This window comes from Pseudomonas sp. V88_4 (genome assembly GCF_029967985.1).
In the GTDB taxonomy this organism is placed as follows: domain Bacteria; phylum Pseudomonadota; class Gammaproteobacteria; order Pseudomonadales; family Pseudomonadaceae; genus Aquipseudomonas; species Aquipseudomonas glycinae.
This window is the reverse complement of record NZ_JASCAF010000034.1, coordinates 245261-259550: the sequence shown is the minus strand read 5'-3', so window position 1 is coordinate 259550 and position 14290 is coordinate 245261. Positions and strand designations below refer to the sequence as shown.

General features: G+C 59.4%; 17 protein-coding genes and 1 pseudogene. 12 read left to right on the top strand and 6 right to left on the bottom strand.

Annotated features, from left to right (window positions below):
- Positions 1 to 68 precede the first annotated feature (68 nt).
- The gene (locus tag QLG12_RS12765; protein ID WP_197867487.1) at positions 69 to 419 is read left to right on the top strand and encodes a hypothetical protein; all 351 of its coding nucleotides are present in this window, start codon (positions 69 to 71) and stop codon (positions 417 to 419) included.
- A 59-nt stretch (positions 420 to 478) separates the two neighbouring features.
- Here the strand turns inward: QLG12_RS12765 and QLG12_RS12760 are convergent, their stop codons facing one another.
- The gene (locus QLG12_RS12760) at positions 479 to 904 is read right to left on the bottom strand and encodes a GNAT family N-acetyltransferase (protein ID WP_064380658.1); all 426 of its coding nucleotides are present in this window, start codon (positions 902 to 904) and stop codon (positions 479 to 481) included.
- 137 nt (positions 905 to 1041) lie between these two features.
- On the opposite strand from QLG12_RS12760, the gene QLG12_RS12755 reads away from it, so the two are divergent.
- The 4 genes and pseudogenes from QLG12_RS12755 to QLG12_RS12740 all read left to right on the top strand — a co-directional run bounded on the left by QLG12_RS12755 (position 1042) and on the right by QLG12_RS12740 (position 4138).
- The gene (locus QLG12_RS12755) at positions 1042 to 1479 is read left to right on the top strand and encodes a hemerythrin domain-containing protein (protein WP_197867491.1); all 438 of its coding nucleotides are present in this window, start codon (positions 1042 to 1044) and stop codon (positions 1477 to 1479) included.
- Positions 1480 to 1702: 223 nt separating this feature from the next.
- Positions 1703 to 2338: a lytic polysaccharide monooxygenase auxiliary activity family 9 protein gene (locus tag QLG12_RS12750; RefSeq protein ID WP_197867493.1), complete on the top strand. Its 636-nt coding sequence runs from the start codon at positions 1703 to 1705 to the stop codon at positions 2336 to 2338.
- 40 nt (positions 2339 to 2378) lie between these two features.
- Positions 2379 to 3380: pseudogene (locus QLG12_RS12745) on the top strand (chitinase); the annotation flags it as partial.
- A 167-nt stretch (positions 3381 to 3547) separates the two neighbouring features.
- Positions 3548 to 4138 carry an NUDIX domain-containing protein gene (locus QLG12_RS12740; RefSeq protein WP_085687408.1) on the top strand — a complete coding sequence of 197 codons (591 nt, stop codon included), beginning with the start codon at positions 3548 to 3550 and terminating at the stop codon, positions 4136 to 4138.
- On the opposite strand, the gene QLG12_RS12735 is transcribed toward QLG12_RS12740, so the two are convergent.
- On the bottom strand, positions 4135 to 4650 hold the full coding sequence (locus QLG12_RS12735) for a methylated-DNA--[protein]-cysteine S-methyltransferase (RefSeq protein ID WP_282474630.1): 516 nt from the start codon (positions 4648 to 4650) through the stop codon (positions 4135 to 4137). The two genes, QLG12_RS12740 and QLG12_RS12735, sit on opposite strands and share 4 nt — an antisense overlap.
- Before the next feature lie 136 nt (positions 4651 to 4786).
- On the opposite strand from QLG12_RS12735, the gene ggt reads away from it, so the two are divergent.
- The 3 genes from ggt (at position 4787) to QLG12_RS12720 (ending at position 8242) form a co-directional block, all read left to right on the top strand.
- A complete protein-coding gene (gene ggt / locus QLG12_RS12730; RefSeq protein WP_197867497.1) occupies positions 4787 to 6514 on the top strand; it encodes a gamma-glutamyltransferase in 1728 nt (575 codons plus the stop codon).
- 66 nt (positions 6515 to 6580) lie between these two features.
- On the top strand, positions 6581 to 7114 hold the full coding sequence (locus QLG12_RS12725; RefSeq protein WP_236194378.1) for a cysteine hydrolase family protein: 534 nt from the start codon (positions 6581 to 6583) through the stop codon (positions 7112 to 7114).
- 108 nt (positions 7115 to 7222) lie between these two features.
- Entirely contained in the window at positions 7223 to 8242 is a 1020-nt protein-coding gene (locus QLG12_RS12720; protein ID WP_282474629.1) for a hypothetical protein, read from the top strand.
- A 4-nt stretch (positions 8243 to 8246) separates the two neighbouring features.
- Here QLG12_RS12720 and QLG12_RS12715 read toward each other — a convergent pair whose 3' ends face one another.
- A complete protein-coding gene (locus tag QLG12_RS12715; protein WP_282474683.1) occupies positions 8247 to 8888 on the bottom strand; it encodes a TetR/AcrR family transcriptional regulator in 642 nt (213 codons plus the stop codon).
- A gap of 124 nt (positions 8889 to 9012) precedes the next feature.
- Between QLG12_RS12715 and QLG12_RS12710 the strand changes: the two genes are divergently transcribed.
- Complete coding sequence (locus QLG12_RS12710) at positions 9013 to 9471, top strand: GNAT family N-acetyltransferase (protein WP_197867504.1); 459 nt, start codon at positions 9013 to 9015, stop codon at positions 9469 to 9471.
- Positions 9472 to 9594: 123 nt separating this feature from the next.
- Positions 9595 to 10209, top strand: a complete 615-nt coding sequence (locus QLG12_RS12705; protein WP_282474628.1) for a hypothetical protein — start codon at positions 9595 to 9597, stop codon at positions 10207 to 10209.
- Between the two features lie 57 nt (positions 10210 to 10266).
- On the opposite strand, the gene QLG12_RS12700 is transcribed toward QLG12_RS12705, so the two are convergent.
- Positions 10267 to 10812: a hypothetical protein gene (locus tag QLG12_RS12700; RefSeq protein WP_064597679.1), complete on the bottom strand. Its 546-nt coding sequence runs from the start codon at positions 10810 to 10812 to the stop codon at positions 10267 to 10269.
- A gap of 78 nt (positions 10813 to 10890) precedes the next feature.
- Positions 10891 to 11187 (bottom strand): hypothetical protein, encoded by a 297-nt coding sequence (locus QLG12_RS12695; RefSeq protein WP_197867513.1) that lies wholly within the window; start codon positions 11185 to 11187, stop codon positions 10891 to 10893.
- 160 nt (positions 11188 to 11347) lie between these two features.
- Between QLG12_RS12695 and QLG12_RS12690 the strand changes: the two genes are divergently transcribed.
- On the top strand, positions 11348 to 12793 hold the full coding sequence (locus QLG12_RS12690) for a SulP family inorganic anion transporter (RefSeq protein ID WP_236194382.1): 1446 nt from the start codon (positions 11348 to 11350) through the stop codon (positions 12791 to 12793).
- 19 nt (positions 12794 to 12812) lie between these two features.
- Here the strand turns inward: QLG12_RS12690 and QLG12_RS12685 are convergent, their stop codons facing one another.
- A complete protein-coding gene (locus QLG12_RS12685) occupies positions 12813 to 13331 on the bottom strand; it encodes a carboxymuconolactone decarboxylase family protein (RefSeq protein ID WP_236194383.1) in 519 nt (172 codons plus the stop codon).
- 134 nt (positions 13332 to 13465) lie between these two features.
- Here QLG12_RS12685 and QLG12_RS12680 point away from each other — a divergent pair, with 134 nt between their 5' ends.
- A complete protein-coding gene (locus tag QLG12_RS12680) occupies positions 13466 to 14287 on the top strand; it encodes an AraC family transcriptional regulator (RefSeq protein ID WP_197867519.1) in 822 nt (273 codons plus the stop codon).
- The last annotated feature ends 3 nt before the right edge of the window (positions 14288 to 14290 follow it).

Below are 14290 nucleotides of genomic sequence, written 5' to 3'. Positions count from 1 at the left end.
GCAGTAAAGCAGAACGATTTTTCCGCCTGCGATGATACAGTCCGCTTTTTTCCGAATGAGCGAATGCAATGCGAATGCTGATGGTGGCACTGGCGGCAACCCTGCTGGCCGGTTGCGCGGGTTCGGCGATGGAAGACGCCCGCACGCAAACCCCTTACAAGATCCTGAGCTCGGAGAAGCCCGAAAAAGACGTGGCCCGATGCGTTCAGTTCGCCTGGCAGGACGAAGCGGTGTTCGGTGTGGACGCGGCGGCGTATCTGCAACCGGGCAAGAAGGGCGGTTCGACGGTCTATACGCGCTCGGCGGAGTCGTTTGTCGACTTGAGCACGGATGCGTCCGGCACCGTGCTGAATTACTACGCGCAGAAGGATGATTTTGTGGCCAAGCGCCGCTTGGCAGCGCTGGCGACCTGTCTATAACGGGCGGCTAATGCGTTGAAATTTGCGACCCTCGCCAGCCTGCGGGCGAGGGTCGCTGTTCAATCAATCAGCCGCTTCTGGAAGAAATGCCGCTTGTGCCCCAGCGGATAATCCACAATCTCGCCACACTCGGTATACCCCAGTTTTTTGTAGAACCCGGGCGCCTGAAAATCAAAGGTATCGAGCCAGATCCCCACGCAGTCTTTTTCTCGGGCGAACTCCTCGACCATGTTCATCAGCTTCGAGCCGATGCCCTGTCCCCGGCCTTGTTCCGGCACCGCCAGTAACTCGATAAACAACCACCGATAGAATGTGTGCCCATAAAGGCCACCGAGGATTGCGTCGTTGTCGTCGCGCACCAGCAGCGCGACCGGTTCGTACAGCGAAGGCCCGGCTTTGGCGATGTTATGGGCACGCAGGGGCGCCAGGATGGCTGCGCGCTGTTCTTCGGTGGGGTCCTGCGACAGCTCGATCCGCAACGTCATGTTGTCTTCCTTGTAGTAATGAATCGGCAGCCTATCGCGCCGCAGCCGATTGAAGCAATCGCTTGGAACCGTCGCTCCTGCGCCGGGGTCTAGCCCTTCAGGGCGTTCATCCGGAACGCGTTTGCCTGGGAGATTCCATGAACATTTTCGAAGCCCTGCGTGAAAGTCACGACCGTCAACGCGCCTACGCGAAATCTTTGATCAAGACCAGTGGCGATACCCCGGAAAGGGTCGAGGCCTACAAGCAGTTGAAGGCTGAGCTGCAAGCCCATGAAACGGCTGAAGAGCGCCATTTCTATATTCCGCTGATGGAGTACGACAACGGTATCGACCTCAGCCGCCATGCCATCGCAGAACACCATGAAATGGACGAAATGATGGAAGAGCTCGACGAAACCGAGATGTCCAGTCCGGCCTGGCTGGCCACGGCGAAAAGGCTCTCGGAGAAAGTCCATCATCATTTGCAGGAAGAAGAGCAAAAGTTCTTCCAGATGGCCGGCAAGCTGCTCGACGACAAGCAAAAGGAACAGTTGGCCGGGCAGTATGAAAAGGAGTTCAAGGCTCAGCTTTCCTGAGCCGGTAAATGCAGGTTTTTGTAATGACGCGGTGTAGTCTTTTTGCCATGTGTTGGGTGAGCGTCGTCGTAGTGAGCTGTATTTATATACAGTGTTTTCGGCGTTTTTGGCGTTTCACCGAGCCCGACTGCGACAAAACCGCCGGTGGACAAAAAATCCCCCTCCGTTAGCTTGAAGGCCTCTCCTCGGACAGGAGAGTTCTTAAATCAACGGAGTGAAAAACATGAACCAACCACAAGCTCAAACCCAACTGCGACACGGTCGCGTCATCTCCCCTGCAAGCCGCGGTGCGGTGGCCATCGAGCAAGGATTGCTCGGTGGCTGGCAGGTCAACGAAATGGAAGGTGGCAAGAACTTTCCGGCGCTGGCAGCCGGCCCGTTCCCCGCGCCGTTCGAAAGCGACAATCCGAGCGTCGTACCGCCGGCTGACGGCTATATTCTCAGTGGCGGCAAGAACGATGCACGTGACTGCGTGAACTTCACTGCAGAAGAAATGAGCAAGAAACTCGGGCGTCCGTTCTCCTGGCCGCTGCTCAATGTCACTCCCGGCCAGACCCTTGAGGTCAAGTGGGAGTACACCGCCCCGCACACCACCCGCGGTTACCGCTGGCTGATCACCAAGGATGGCTGGGACCCGAAGCAACGCATCACCCGAGCGCAACTGGAGGCGCAACCGTTCGCCGAGGATTTCTATCCGCAAGTGCCGTACTACAGTCATGCGGCGGAATTGAAAGCCAAGGTCAATCACGCGGTGAAACTGCCGGACAACAAGCAAGGGCATCACGTCATCGTCCTGATGTGGATCGTCGCCAACACCGGCAACGCCTTCTATCAGGCCTTCGATGTGGACTTCAAATAAGCCCGCAACGTCAAACTCACACGTTCTGAAGGATTAGAACATGTCAAACATCGACTTTACCCTATTGAAAAGCCAGGCGAGCGACGCCGCGTCGCTGATGCCGAGCATCGCCGGCAAGAAGATCCTCATGGGCTTCTGGCACAACTGGCCGGCCGGCCCGAGCGATGGTTACCAGCGCGGCCAGTTCGCCAACATTGCCCTGGAAAACGTGCCGAAGGAATACAACGTGGTCGCGGTGGCCTTCATGAAGGGCAGCGGGATTCCGACCTTCAAGCCGTTCAACGTTTCCGATGCCGAGTTCCGCCGTCAGGTTGGCGTGCTCAACAGTCAGGGACGGGCCGTGCTGATCTCACTGGGCGGTGCCGATGCGCACATCGAATTGCGCGCCGGTCAGGAGCAACCGCTGGCCAACGAAATCATCCGTCTGGTGGAAACCTACGGCTTCGATGGCCTGGACATCGATCTTGAACAGAGTGCGATTGATTTCGCCGCCAACAAGACCGTCCTGCCCGCTGCGCTGAAACTGGTCAAGGATCACTACGCCGGCCAGGGCAAGCATTTCATCATCAGCATGGCACCGGAATTCCCGTACCTGACCACCTCCGGCAAATACATCGGTTATCTGCAGGCGCTGGAAGGCTATTACGACTTCATCGCGCCGCAGTTCTACAACCAGGGTGGCGACGGGGTCTGGGTGCCGGAGGCCAACAACGGCAACGGGGCGTGGATCGCCCAGAACAACGACGCGATGAAAGAAGACTTCCTCTATTACCTGACCGAGAGCCTGGTCACCGGCACTCGCGGTTTTACGAAGATCCCGGCGGACAAATTCGTCATCGGCCTGCCATCCAACGTCGATGCCGCCGCCACCGGTTACGTGATCGACAAGAGCGTGGTCGGCAACGCGATGAAACGCCTGGCCATCAAAGGGCATCCGATCAAGGGCCTGATGACGTGGTCGGTGAATTGGGACAACGGCACCAGCAAGGACCGCGTGCCGTACAACTGGGAGTTCAGTCGGCGTTATGGACCACTGATTCACGGGGTGCCTGCAGCGGTGCAGGGTGCTGATGCTGCGACGGTGAACGTGGCTCATCAGTAGTCAACGAAGGAAAAGCCCGGTAGCGCTGCCGGGTTTTTTTTCGTCGGCGGTTCGCAGCATTTCACCTACCATGGCCTTCTTCCGATGACAAAAAAGGATCAGGCGTCATGTCCAACACAGCCGAGCGGGTCAACATCGTCGATACCCAGGTGTTGTCCCACGACTGGTATCTGCTGAAAAAAATCACCTTCGACTATCGCCGTAACAACGGTGACTGGCAGCGCCAGACCCGCGAGGTCTACGACCGTGGCAATGGCGCGGCAATTCTGCTGTTCAACCGCGAGCAACGCACCGTGGTGCTGACCCGGCAGTTCCGCCTGCCGGTATTCGTCAACGGTCACGACGGTTTGCTGATTGAAGTGGCGGCCGGACTGCTCGAAGGCGCGGCGCCGGAGCAGCGCATCCGCGACGAGGCCGAGGAGGAAACCGGTTATCGCGTGCATGACGTGAAGAAGGTGTTCGAGGCTTACATGAGTCCGGGCTCGGTGACCGAGAAGTTGCACTTTTTCATTGCCGAGTACGATGCTTCGTCAAAGGTCAGTGAAGGGGGCGGTCTGGAAGAGGAAACAGAAGAACTTGAAGTGCTGGAGTGGCGTTTCGACGACGCGCTGGCGGCGTTCCAGCGGGGTGAAATCTGCGATGCCAAGACCATCATGCTGCTGCAGTATGCGGCGATGAATAACCTGTTTGGCGGTTAAAACAGATCGCCGGTTTTACCGATGTCCGACCACTGGCCACCCTCCAGAGTCAGCAAGCGCTCCTTGGCTTCCAGGCCTCCGGCAAACCCGGTCAGTTTTCCTGAGGCGCCGATGACTCGATGGCACGGCGCGATGATCGAAATCGGATTGCGCCCGTTCGCCGCGCCAACGGCACGCACCGCGCTCGGGTGGCCGATCTGTTCGGCGATCTGGCTGTAGGTCCGGGTTTCGCCAAACGGAATGGTCAGTAGCGCGGCCCAGACTTTTTTCTGGAACTCGGTGCCGGCAAAGTCCAGCTCCAGGTCGAACGCGTTTCGCGTTCCTGCAAAATATTCTTCCAGCTGTCGCGCGGTTTTCATCAATACCGGGTGGTCCGGTGCCTCGCTCATTGGCCCGAGGCGTACTCGGTTCGGTTTGTCGTTTTCCCAGAGGATGGCGGCCAGACGGGAGCCGTTCGCGACCAGCTTCAACTCGCCGACGGGCGAGGGCAGGGTGATGAACGTGTAGGTCATGGGCAGAACTCCGGGGCGGGGGTGAAAACTGCGCCCAGCATACTGCCGGATCGGGGAGGCGCAAACCGCAATCACGACCATACTGGCTGATGCTCTTGAAGCGCTTTCCTACCTTATAAAAAGAAGAGACCGACTCATGAAGTACGAACCTTTTGCCAAATCGCTGATGGCGACCTCATTGGCGCTCAGTTGCCTGATGGCGCACGCCGCCTCGGTTGCTCCGGTCGCCGCCGAAAACGGCATGGTGGTCACCGCCCAGCACCTGGCCACTCACGTGGGCGTCGACGTATTGAAAAGTGGTGGCAACGCGGTGGATGCGGCGGTCGCCGTGGGTTATGCACTGGCGGTGGTTTACCCGGCGGCGGGCAACCTCGGTGGTGGTGGTTTCATGACCATTCAACTGGCGGACGGACGCAAGACCTTCCTCGACTTCCGCGAAAAAGCCCCGCTGGCCGCAACGGCCAACATGTACCTCGACAAGGACGGCAACGTCATTCCGGACCTGAGTACCCGTGGCCACCTCGCGGTGGGCGTTCCGGGCACAGTGTCCGGCATGGAGCTGGCGCTGAGCAAGTACGGCACCAAACCACGCAAGGAGATGATTGCCCCGGCCATCAAGCTGGCCGAAGAAGGCTTTGCGCTGGAACAGGGCGATGTCGAATTGCTGGAATATGCCACCGATGTGTTCAAGAAGGACATCAAGGATTCCGGCGCCATCTTTTTGAGCAACGGCGAGCCGATGCAGGTCGGGCAGAAACTGGTGCAGAAGGATCTGGGCAAAACCCTGCGCACCATTTCCGAAAAAGGCGCCGACGGTTTCTACAAAGGCTGGGTGGCCGACGCCATCGTCACGTCCAGTCAGGCCAACAAGGGCATCATCACCCAGGCCGACCTCGACAAATACAAGACCCGCGAGCTGGCCCCGGTGGAGTGCGACTATCGCGGTTATCACGTGGTATCGGCACCGCCACCAAGCTCCGGCGGCGTCGTGATCTGCCAGATCATGAACATTCTCGAAGGCTATCCGATGAAGGATCTGGGCTTCCATTCGGCCCAGGGCATGCACTACCAGATCGAGGCGATGCGTCACGCATACGTGGATCGCAACAGTTATCTGGGCGACCCGGATTTCGTGAAAAACCCGATCGAACACCTGCTGGACAAGAACTACGCGACCAAGCTGCGTGACGCGATCCAGCCGCAGAAGGCCGGTGTGTCGGCTGAACTCAAACCCGGCGTCGCGCCCCATGAAGGCAGCAACACCACGCACTATTCGATCGTCGACAAATGGGGCAACGCGGTCTCGGTCACCTACACCCTCAACGACTGGTTCGGCGCGGGCGTGATGGCGAGCAAGACCGGGGTGATCCTCAACGATGAAATGGACGACTTCACCTCCAAGGTCGGCGTGCCGAACATGTACGGCCTGGTGCAGGGCGAGGCCAACGCCATTGCTCCGGGCAAGGCGCCGCTGTCCTCGATGAGCCCGACCATTGTCACCAAGGACGGCAAAGTGGTGATGGTGGTCGGCACGCCGGGCGGCAGTCGCATCATCACCGCGACCCTGCTGACCATGCTCAACGTCATCGACTACGGTATGGGCCTGCAGGAAGCGGTCGACGCGCCGCGTTTCCACCAGCAGTGGATGCCGGAGGAAACCAACCTCGAAGACTTCGCCGCCAGCCCCGACACGAAGAAAATTCTCGAGAGCTGGGGCCACAAGTTTGCGGGGCCGCAGGACCCGAACCACATCGCCGCGATCCTGGTCGGTGCACCGTCGCTGGGAGGCAAACCGGTCGGCAAGAACCGCTTCTACGGCGCCAACGATCCACGGCGCAACACTGGGTTGTCATTGGGTTACTGAGCGGAGTAAAAAGGGGGCGGGCACAGGTCCGCCCCTGTCTCAAGGACCGATCAAGGAAGGCTTACCATGACCACCGCATTGCTGATCATCGATGTCCAGCACGCCCTGTGCGCGGGCGAATACGAGTGCCACGACGCCAATCGGGTAATCGACACCATCAACGGCCTCAGCGCCCGCGCGCGTCAATCGGGTGTGCCAGTGGTGCTGATTCAGCACAACGAAAAGGACAGCCCGTTTGCTCATGGTGCCGAAGGCTGGCAATTGGCTGAAGGCTTGAACACCGCACCTGGCGATCTGCGCGTCGACAAGACCGCCAACGACTCGTTCTACCAGACCAACCTGCAGAAACTGATCCCCCGAGAAGACTTCGACCGCCTGGTGATCTGCGGCATGCAAACCGATTACTGCGTCAATGCCACCGTGCGTCAGGCCCATCAACTGGGCTACGACGTGGAACTGGCGGCCGACGCCCACACCACCGTCGACAACGGCAACATGAGCGCCGAAGACATCATCGCCGAACACAACAAGGACTGGGCGCACCTGACCGGTTCCGTGGCGCGGATCGATGTGAAGCCGGCGGCTGAAATCAGATTCTGAGTCGTTCTCGCACAAGCGCCCGGTTGTCCGCCAGCAACCGGTGAAAAATCAGAGCATCGATAGCCCGGGCCCGGCATACTGCCGCCGCCTCAGGAATGGAATCTGTCGATGCTCGCTTTCAATTTCCGTCACGCCTTGCTGCTGACGTCGCTCGTATTTGCTACTGCCTCCCACGCTGCCAGTTTCGACTGTGCTGGGGCTTCCAGCCCGGTTGAAAAAGCCGTTTGCGCGGATCCGAATATCTCAAGTCTTGATGAGAAGCTTGGGGTGCTTTGGCGGACAACGTTGGTGCAGGTGGCTGACCCGCAAGCGCTCAAGGCTGATCAAAGAGCATGGTTGAAGAACCGCAGCCTTTGTGGCGCTGAACCGGCGTGCTTGCATCGTGAATATCTGATGCGCCTGACTGAGCTGAAATATGCGACCAGAACGTTTTCATGGGATGCCACATGGCAGTTGATTCCTCACGGGGTGAACTCGGCATCCGAAGTGATCATCAAGCGTCAAGACGCCACACACATCCGCTTTGGGATTTCAGCACAGGAGGGCGCCAACTCTGGTGAATTGGAAGGTATTGCTGTGTTGAACGGTGGTGAAGCCCGTTTCGAAGAGGGTAGTTGCACGCTTGTTTTTCGAGCGATCAATGGTGTACTGGACGTCACGCAGAATGGCGATGACGTTGATTGCGGTGCCGGTATGGGGGTCTTTTATTCAGGTCGTTATGTGGCGTCTGAAAAACCACTATCGATGAATTACAACCTGTTGAGCCTTGGACTTGCTCGTACGCAGCAAGAGGATCAGGCGATGCATAAACTGCTCAAGGGTGATTATCAGAAACTGGTGGACCGTACGAGTACGATGACCGTCGGCGACCCGGCGGTTGATGTGCCTGATGCAGAGGTCATCGAGATGTGGGTACGTGGGCTGGGCAATATGAACGCGGCCATTCTGATGCGTGCGGCCAGTAACCGTTTCTGGGTGCTGATGTTGGTGCCTGAAAAAGAGGGCCATGCGCGAGCCCGTTACTACACCAATGTACCGGAATGGAAAAAGCGCCTGCCTGCTCAGTTCCAGGCATGGTACGAGCGGATGGAAGGCGACCGCACGCTTCCGCTGGATTTCATGCACTGACGCTTCAGGTCGCAAACAGCACGTCACGGATTTCCCCCTTCCGTGGAGCCACGACCCCCTCCAGCACCAGCCGTGTAATCGTCTGCGCCGCCACCGCATAATCCTCATCCTGCGGCACCTCCCGCCCGGTGATGCGCCCCATCTGCCAGCCGATGTTGGTGTAGGTGCGCGTCGCCGACCAGATAAACAGCATCAAATGCTCTGGGTCGACCGGCGCCAGCAGCCCCCGGTCGATCCAGCTGCGCAGGCATTCGACATTGCGCCGGGCTTCGCCATACAGCAGATCGCGGCATTCTTCGGGCAACTGTCGGCCGCCAAGCAGCAACTCGCCGCTGAATACTTTGGCGATCGCCGGGTGCTCGCGGGCGATGCGGATGCGGGCGGCGACGTAGGCGCGCAGGCCGATCAACGGGTCATCACTTTCGCGCAGCACCGCCGAAGCTTCCAGCAACGGTTCGACGAAGCCGAGCAGCACTTTGCCGTAGAGGTTTTCCTTGCTCTGGAAGTAGTAATACAGGTTGGCCTTGGGCACACCGGCGCGGGCGGCGATGTCGCGCGTCTGGGTTGCGTCGAAACCTTTGGCGGCGAATTCTTCACTGGCGGCGGTCAGGATCAGTTGCTGGTTGCGTTCGCGGATGCTGCTCATGGACGGCATTGAGGGTCTGGCCATTTCGGGTTCGCAATATACAAAACTATATAGCGAGTGGGCCAGCAAACTCGTTTGTCAGCGCTATGCTGGTTTCAATTTCAATAACGTCAGGAAAAGGCCAATGACTCTCCGGGCCCTGCGCGCCACGACGATTCACCTCGACGCGGTGGCGAAGCTGTTCGACGCCTATCGCGGCTTTTATGGCCAGCCGTCGAACCTTGAGCAATCGCGAGCCTTTATTGCCGAGCGCATGGCCGGCAATGAATCGGCAATTTTTCTGGTTGAGGATGAAAGCGGTGAGGCGCTCGGATTCGTCCAGCTGTATCCGACGTTTTCCTCGATTGATGCCCATCGCACGTGGTTGCTCAGCGATCTGTTCACCACGCCGGCCGCCCGTGGTCGTGGAGTCGCACGATTGCTGATGAATACCGCCCGCGACTACACCGTCGAAACCGGCGCCAAGGGACTGGTGCTGGAAACCGCCACCGACAATGTCACCGCCCAGGGTTTGTACGAATCACTCGGCTGGGTGCGCGATACGGGCTATTACACGTATACCCTCGATTTGCGCCAAAGCTGAATCGGCGCGAACTTTTTCACGGTTTTCCCGAATCAGGTCTTTTCCCGAACGTAGACGATCACTAGAATCCGCCCCGGCGCTCCGCAATGGAGGCTCTTTGATATCACTTTTAGGGAAGACGTCATGCAATTCGGGAAAATCCTGGCGCTGGGTCTGGTGCTCACGCTGGGCGGCTGTGCCAGCTTCACCAAAGACGAAGTGGCCCCGGTCACGCTGCCATCGATGGCCAGCTATGCCAACAAACCAAACGTCTATGTGGATTTCGACTTTTATCAGGGCGAGCCGAAAAGCGCTTCCGCCGTGGAAATGCCACAAGCTCGGGACATGCTCAAACCGCAATTGCAAACTGTCCTGAAGGATTCCGGTTTGTTTGGTCGTGTGACCTTCGACCAGTTCGAGAAGCAGCCAGGTGACTACAGCCTGCGCCTGAAAATGTACAACCATCCACCGAATGGCGGTCAACTGGTGCTGGCGTTCATCAGCGGTCTGAGCATGACGATCATCCCGGCCTACGCCACCGACCAGTACACCATGAGCCTGGAAACCCTCGACCAGCAAGGCCAGCCGTTGTCCACCGCCAGCAACCATGATGCGGTCGGCACCTGGATGGGTATCTGGTTCCTCCCGCTGGCGTTCAATACGCCAAAAGCAGCGGTGACCGATACGTTCACTCGGCAGGTCAACGCGTTGCTCAAGGAATGGGCCGACAGCAATCGCCCGAAGTATTCGGGCATCTGACTCACTCCAGCGAGTGGGCAAAAAAAGAGCCGCAATCGCGGCTCTCTTTTTTTGCCCTTACTTCAGGGCCTGAATGAACTGTGGATCGCTGTACAGATTCTTCAGCAAGTCCTGCAGCATCGGGTTGTAGGCGTTGGTCGCGTTGGGGATCGCGATAAAGCCGAAAAAGCTGCTGTTCCACTGATGGCTGACATCTTTGGTGGCGTCGTACACCACATCGTTGCCATTGCGCAGAGTGAAGCGCGCGGCGATGGTGCCATCACCGGTACCCATGCCGGCGTTCAACTGGTTTTTCACCACCAGCACTTGCAGATGACGCGACGCCTGCGGATCGAGCAGACCGGCCTTGCGCAACTCTTCGGTGATCGCGTCCTGGATATGCGCCGGGATGCTGCCGGTCGGCGACTTGATCGGGTTGGCGCGGACCATCAATGAGCCTTCGCCCGATTCAGCGGTGACCTGTGGATTGCTGATCGCGTGCAGCGGCGGGGTTTGCTTGAGCTTCTGAACGTTGTCGAAGCTTGGCTCGTAACGGGCCATGGTCATGCCACAGCCTTGCAGGAGCAGAGCAAACAGCGGGATCAACAACAGCGATTTTTTCACGGCAGTTCCTTGCGCGTAGAAGAGGGGGGGCGAATTATGGGCAGAGTGCCATCATTGGGCAACTCTGTTTGCCGTCCCTCATTCACGTTGCTGCAACAAGCCCTCGATCTGCGCCAGCTCCCAGGTACTCAACAGACTAATCGGGTCGGTGCCGAAGCGCTGCCGGGTGTCGAGCGTCCACTCGCGACCGTCCGGGCAAAGACATTGAGCGCAGTGATGCAGGCGCTGGCCGTCGAAGTCCAACCGCAAGTTCCAACCTTCGATATCGACTGAAACCTGACCGGTTCGCATGCCTGTCACTCGCAAGCCACACACGCCCAGCGCGGCATCACGCAAGCGCTGGCACACTTCGCGGCTGGTCAATTCGCTCGGCATTCGGGACTCCACTGGCAAAAACTGCGCGCCAGCATAGAGCGTGCGCTGGCTGTTGTCAGTGATGACTGGCCCACGCCGGGGCATTTGCGTAACATCCGCAACCCTCCTTTTTCTGTGTAAATCAGTGGCCGCGCCCGTCGGCCGCTCTGTCAGGTAAGCCATGAAACCGATTCGTCTGCGCGCCGATGTCCTGGCCGGACTCACCACCTCGTTTGCCCTGTTGCCCGAATGCATTGCGTTTGCGCTGGTGGCCCACCTCAATCCGCTGATGGGCCTGTACGGCGCTTTCATTATTTGCACGTTGACTGCGCTGTTCGGTGGCCGGCCGGGCATGGTCTCCGGGGCGGCCGGATCGATGGCGGTGGTAATCGTCGCGCTGGTGGTGCAGCACGGCGTGCAGTATCTGTTGGCGACGGTATTGCTCGGCGGCTTGATCATGATGGCGTTCGGGCTGTTGCGGCTGGGCAAACTGGTGCGCATGGTGCCGCACCCGGTGATGCTCGGGTTCGTCAACGGTCTGGCGATCATCATTGCGCTGGCGCAACTGGAGCATTTCAAGAGCGGCGAGCAGTGGCTCAGCGGCACGCCGTTGTACCTGATGACCGGGCTGGTGCTGCTGACCATGGCCATCGTCTACATCCTGCCGCGCCTGACCCGTTCGGTGCCGCCGGCGTTGGTGGCGATCCTCGGCGTCGGTTTGCTGGTTTACCTGCTCGGCCTGCCAACCCGCACCCTCGGCGACATGGCGCACATCGCCGGCGGTCTGCCGAAGTTTGCGCTACCGGACATCCCTTGGAATCTCGACACCCTGCGCATCGTCGCCCCCTACGCGATTCTGATGGCGCTGGTCGGCCTGCTGGAAACCCTGCTGACCCTCAACCTTACCGACGAAATCACCGAAACCCGTGGCTTTCCGGATCGCGAATGCGTGGCGCTGGGCGCGGCAAACGTGGTCTCCGGTGCATTCGGCGGCATGGGCGGTTGCGCGATGATCGGCCAGACCGTGATCAACCTCAGCTCCGGCGGGCGCGGACGGTTGTCCGGCGTGGTGGCGGGTGTGTTGATCCTGCTGTTCATTCTGTTTCTGTCGCCGCTGATCGAGCGGATTCCGCTGGCGGCGCTGGTGGGGGTGATGTTCGTGGTGTCGCAACAGACGTTTGCCTGGGCTTCGTTGCGGGTGCTGAACAAAGTGCCGCTCAACGATGTGCTGGTGATCATCGCGGTAACGACCATCACGGTGTTTACCGATCTGGCCACGGCCGTGCTGTGCGGGATCATCATTGCCGCGCTGAATTTTGCCTGGCAGCAGGCGCGCGAGCTCTACGCCGATGAACATCTGGAAGCGGACGGCAGCAAACTGTATCGCCTGCACGGCACGCTGTTTTTTGCCTCGACCACGCCGTTTCTCAATCAGTTCGACCCGGCCAGTGATCCGCAAAGGGTGACGCTGGATTGCCGGCACCTGAGCTTTGTCGATTACTCGGCCATCGCCGCGCTGAAAACCTTGCGTGAACGCTACGCCAAGGCGGGCAAGCAGTTGCAGGTGTTTCACCTGTCCGAGCGCTGCAAGAAGTTGTTGAAACGCGCCGGGGTCGATCACGACTGAGATCGACCCCGGTGACTGATCAGGCATCGATGGCAGGGAAATCGATGTCGGTCAGTGCCACGTTGTTCAGGTAGTTGGTGAGGGTTTGCGCGGCGACGATGGCGATCACTTCGATGATCTTCTTGTCGTCGATACCGGCAGCTCGGGCGGCGGCAATCTGTTCATCGCTCAGATGTCCGCGGGTTTCGGTCAGTTGATGGGCGAGGGTGGCGAAAGCATTCAGTCGACCGTGACGCGCTTCGACGATTTCTTCTGCTGCCAGCCCGGCCTTGCTGGCGAACAGGGTGTGCGCCGCCAGGCAATAGTCGCAACCGTTGACCTGTGAGGTGGCCAGGTACACCGCCTCTTTTTCCTTGGCGCTCAGGGATGTCTTGCCCAAGGTTGCCGAGATTTGCACGTAGGCATCCAGCGCGACAGGTGCGACGGCCAAGGTCTTGAACAGGTTGGGCAGGAAGCCGATTTTTTTCTGCACGCCTTCAAGCACTGGGCGAGTGGCGTCGGTGGCGGTTTCGAGGCTGAGAGGTGCGATGCGGCTCATGGTGATTCTCCGAAAGTCCGGTGCGAAGTGCGCCGGGGATGGAGTGAATACTACGGAGCGCGGCTGGTGCTTTGGGTGCAAATCGTCGAGGATATGCGACAGATCGTCCAAATCTGTCGATGCGAGTATGAGTTATGGATCGCCTTTCCACGTTGCTCAGCCATTTCGGCGTCAATGCCGGCACCTTTCACAGCGGCACGTTCTGCGGGGTGAGCGCCTACGGCGGCGATCAGGTGTGCGGGCATGTGCACCTGTTGCAGGCGGGGGAATTGTTGCTCAAGCCGGGCAATGATCCTGAACTCTCGCTCAATGAACCGACCCTGATCTTTTTCCCTCGCCCCATGGCCCATCGCTTGTTCGCCAACGAAGCCATGGGCACGCAACTGGTGTGCGCTTCGCTGACATTTGACGGCGGTGCGGGCAATGCCCTCGCGGCGGCACTGCCGGATTATCTGGTGCTGAAACTCGCCGATCTGCCGGAAATGGCCAACACCCTGGAGTGGCTGTTCAAGGAGGCTTTCGACGGCCACTGCGGGCGAGAAGCGGTGATGGACCGGTTGTTCGAATTGCTGGTGATTCTGCTACTGCGCCACCTCATCAGCAGTCGAAACCAGCAGCCGGGGATGATGGCGGGGCTGGCCGATCCGAAGATTTCCCGAGCCTTGAACCTGATGCACGAGCAGCCGGCCAAGGCCTGGAGCGTCGCCGAACTGGCAAGCGCGGCCAATCTGTCCCGCGCCGGTTTTGCCGAACATTTCCGGCGGGTGGTGGGGCAGACGCCGGTGGATTATCTGGTGAACTGGCGGATCAGCCTCGCGCAAAAACGCCTGCGCGAGGGACGGCCGATCGCCCTGATCGCCGAAGAGGTCGGCTATGAAAGTCCGTCGGCGCTGGCCCGGGCGTTCCGGCGCAAGACCGGGCTCAGCCCGCGAGAATGGAAATCCGGCGCGAGCTGAAAA

Excerpts from the sequence above, each read along its gene's own strand:
- QLG12_RS12765 (WP_197867487.1), top strand. The coding sequence starts at position 69 with ATGCGAATGCTGATGGTGGCACTGGCGGCAACCCTGCTGGCCGGTTGC.
- QLG12_RS12760 (WP_064380658.1), bottom strand. The coding sequence starts at position 904 with ATGACGTTGCGGATCGAGCTGTCGCAGGACCCCACCGAAGAACAGCGC.
- QLG12_RS12755 (WP_197867491.1), top strand. The coding sequence starts at position 1,042 with ATGAACATTTTCGAAGCCCTGCGTGAAAGTCACGACCGTCAACGCGCC.
- QLG12_RS12750 (WP_197867493.1), top strand. The coding sequence starts at position 1,703 with ATGAACCAACCACAAGCTCAAACCCAACTGCGACACGGTCGCGTCATC.
- QLG12_RS12740 (WP_085687408.1), top strand. The coding sequence starts at position 3,548 with ATGTCCAACACAGCCGAGCGGGTCAACATCGTCGATACCCAGGTGTTG.
- QLG12_RS12735 (WP_282474630.1), bottom strand. The coding sequence starts at position 4,650 with ATGACCTACACGTTCATCACCCTGCCCTCGCCCGTCGGCGAGTTGAAG.
- ggt (WP_197867497.1), top strand. The coding sequence starts at position 4,787 with ATGAAGTACGAACCTTTTGCCAAATCGCTGATGGCGACCTCATTGGCG.
- QLG12_RS12725 (WP_236194378.1), top strand. The coding sequence starts at position 6,581 with ATGACCACCGCATTGCTGATCATCGATGTCCAGCACGCCCTGTGCGCG.
- QLG12_RS12720 (WP_282474629.1), top strand. The coding sequence starts at position 7,223 with ATGCTCGCTTTCAATTTCCGTCACGCCTTGCTGCTGACGTCGCTCGTA.
- QLG12_RS12715 (WP_282474683.1), bottom strand. The coding sequence starts at position 8,888 with ATGAGCAGCATCCGCGAACGCAACCAGCAACTGATCCTGACCGCCGCC.
- QLG12_RS12710 (WP_197867504.1), top strand. The coding sequence starts at position 9,013 with ATGACTCTCCGGGCCCTGCGCGCCACGACGATTCACCTCGACGCGGTG.
- QLG12_RS12705 (WP_282474628.1), top strand. The coding sequence starts at position 9,595 with ATGCAATTCGGGAAAATCCTGGCGCTGGGTCTGGTGCTCACGCTGGGC.
- QLG12_RS12695 (WP_197867513.1), bottom strand. The coding sequence starts at position 11,187 with ATGCCGAGCGAATTGACCAGCCGCGAAGTGTGCCAGCGCTTGCGTGAT.
- QLG12_RS12690 (WP_236194382.1), top strand. The coding sequence starts at position 11,348 with ATGAAACCGATTCGTCTGCGCGCCGATGTCCTGGCCGGACTCACCACC.
- QLG12_RS12685 (WP_236194383.1), bottom strand. The coding sequence starts at position 13,331 with ATGAGCCGCATCGCACCTCTCAGCCTCGAAACCGCCACCGACGCCACT.
- QLG12_RS12680 (WP_197867519.1), top strand. The coding sequence starts at position 13,466 with ATGGATCGCCTTTCCACGTTGCTCAGCCATTTCGGCGTCAATGCCGGC.